The 2,664-nt window shown below is 55.5% G+C and carries 3 protein-coding genes; all 3 read right to left on the bottom strand.

The window, feature by feature from the left end:
* A partial coding sequence (locus VNX88_05760) for an efflux RND transporter permease subunit (GenBank protein HWY68149.1) occupies positions 1–252 on the bottom strand: 252 nt, incomplete at its 3' end.
* Positions 253–407: 155 nt separating this feature from the next.
* Complete coding sequence (locus VNX88_05755) at positions 408–1,307, bottom strand: universal stress protein (protein ID HWY68148.1); 900 nt, start codon at positions 1,305–1,307, stop codon at positions 408–410.
* A gap of 348 nt (positions 1,308–1,655) precedes the next feature.
* Positions 1,656–2,664 (bottom strand): sigma 54-interacting transcriptional regulator (locus tag VNX88_05750; GenBank protein ID HWY68147.1); only part of this gene is annotated, 1,009 nt, incomplete at its 5' end.

The raw sequence follows: 2,664 nt of genomic DNA, 5'->3' as shown, positions 1-2,664 counted from the left end.
GGTCGATTCGATGTGTTCGATATTGTCGACGACGGTCGTTAGCAGTCGCTCATATGTGTTGGTGAGCCGGCCTTCTAATTCCTCCGGGTTCATGCCGGTGTACTGCCATCCCACCGCGACCACCGGGATATCAATGTTCGGAAAGATATCGGTCGGCGTGCGCAAGATCATGACCGGGCTCAGAACCAAAATGAGTACGGCAAGAACGATGAACGTATACGGCCGGTCCAGAGCGACTCGAACAATCCACATAAGTAGAACTCCCTATACTCCAATCGCGAACCGATCGTGCGAAGTCCAAATAACAGATGAGACCGAACGGTCTCGTGTTTCAACAAATCCTCGTGTTGCGGCGTCCGTCCCTGCGTTTGTAGCTACGTTTCCCGATTTCACCACCTGTGTTCTCCTTATGAATGGACGGCGAGAACGGGGCAGGATCCCAACTGCATCACCCGATAGGTTGTCGAACCAAACACCGCTACATCCAAGGCGCCACGGCCACGCACTCCCATGGTCACCAGGTCAATTTGCGTTTCCAGGGCGAGTTGAATGATTTGCGCGTATGGTTTTCCGATGCGCACCGCCGCCTTAATCTTGAGCGTCTTGCGTCCCTCCGGTGGAATCAGCTCATCCAGTCGTTCCGCCGCTGCCGCTATGGCCTCCTCCGTCTTGGCCGGACCTGGGACCCCCTCCAACACGTGCAGCAAGGTGAGCTCGGCGTCGTACTCTGCTGTTGCAGAGATCGCATATTTCAAAGCCCGCTCTGAATTCTCGGAGAAATCCGCACAGAAAAGAATTCGACTCAAGTGGTGGACGCCGCCCCGCTCTTTAGCTGCGGCCACAGAGTCGTGCGGCGGCTTGCTTGCTGCCAGCACCGGGCAGGGAGCCATGCGCATCACCCGGTCGGTCACCGACCCCAGCATCAGGCGGTCAAATCCTCGCCGGCCATGCGTTCCCATGACGATCACGTCCGCTTTCTGCAATTGTGCAAACGACAAAATAGAGTCTGCGGCTACCCCTATTTGCACCACGAGCTCCGGCTGAATTTCATCGTGGGTATGGTTCTCAACGAATTCCTGCAGTTGCTTCTTGCCGCGCTCGCGAAGCGCCTGGCTGTACTCCTCATAGACTCTCGCAGAGGCAGCGAAGTCGGCAGAAGGATGCCGCCATAGCTCGACGATATGCTGCGCCACTAACTTGGCTTGGTAGTGCTCGGCCACCGATAGCGCATATTGATATGCGCTTACCGAGAACTCTGAGAAATCAATGGGACAAAGAATCAGCTTAATTTTCAGCGTCTCGCGCATTGGCGTCCACTCGTCTCGATTGAAGCGTCGGTCATCGTGGGTTAAAGCAACTGGTGTGCCAACGCAATTCGTTGAATCGGCGTAGCTTTACCGTGCAGGAAAATGCTGAGCTTTCAGAAATCCTGACGGTTCAGAAAAATGCAAGGGGCTCCGGTCAGTTCTTCCGCAGAAGTGACTCAAGAGGGAGAAAGGTAGGCGGCCTTGTGTTGAATGCAGGAGAGCCGATACAAGTCCCAGCCAGACGCTTGGTTCGAGAGTGCACCCTGAATCGGCGCCTGTCATGCCGAGGCTTCGCGATCTTTGATTCAGTGGTTATTGGTTATTCGACAAGGCCTGCTTGATAGAGGGTCACGATATTTTTCGCGGCTCGATGCCCAACTTCTTCATGCGGTAGATCAGCGTCGTGCGCTTGATGTCCATGCGTGCTGCGGCACCGTCAGGGCCTGCTACTCGCCCGTTAGTGACTTTCAGGATGCGGACAATCTCATTGCGCTCATTGGCTTCGCGCGTATCCCTCACAGGAAGGGTCCGGCCATTATTGGTCAGTTCACTGATCGGGGCTTGCAGCGCCGTCCCATGTGTAAGGATCACTGAACGCTCGATGAAATTTTCCAGCTCACGAATATTTCCCGGCCAATGCCAGCTGGAGAGCTTCCTCATGGCCGCAATGGGAATAGATTCGATCTGCTTCTGCATGCGGCGGCCATACTTCTGGGTGAAGTAGCGGACCAAGAGGAGAATATCCTCCGGGCGTTCACGCAAAGGCGGGATGCGAATCGGAAACACGTTCAGGCGATAGTACAAGTCGCTGCGGAACTCGCGATGCTCCATCATTCTTTCGAGATCGCGATTGGTGGCCGCTACCAGCCGCACATCCACCTGCTTGGTTCGGTTGCTGCCCAGCCGTTCAAACTCGCGTTCCTGCAAAGCGCGCAACAGCTTCGGCTGAATCTCAATCGGAATATCGCCCACCTCGTCGAGAAACAGCGTGCCTTGATCGGCAAGTTCAAGTCTCCCAACTTTGTGTGCAATCGCGCCAGTGAAGGCGCCTCGTTCATGCCCAAAAAGCTCGCTCTCGAGTAGTCCGGTCGGAATCGCGGCGCAGTTGAGCTTTACAAGGGCCCGCTCCTTGCGCCGGCTGCGCTCATGGATCGCTCGTGCGATCAATTCCTTGCCTGTGCCGGTTTCCCCGAGAAGCAACACCGTGGAGTCGCTGGGAGCCACGGTTTCCACCAGATTCAACACATGACGGAGAGCGGAACTCTGCCCCACAATTCCTTCAAAGTCCAGCTCGCCTCGAATTTCATCTTCCAAATAGAGTTTTTCCTGTGCGAGCTTGTCTTTTAGTTCGGCGATC

This window comes from Terriglobales bacterium, from assembly GCA_035567895.1.
Lineage (GTDB): Bacteria > Acidobacteriota > Terriglobia > Terriglobales > Acidobacteriaceae > Gp1-AA112.
This window is presented reverse-complemented; position numbering and strand designations above follow the sequence as displayed.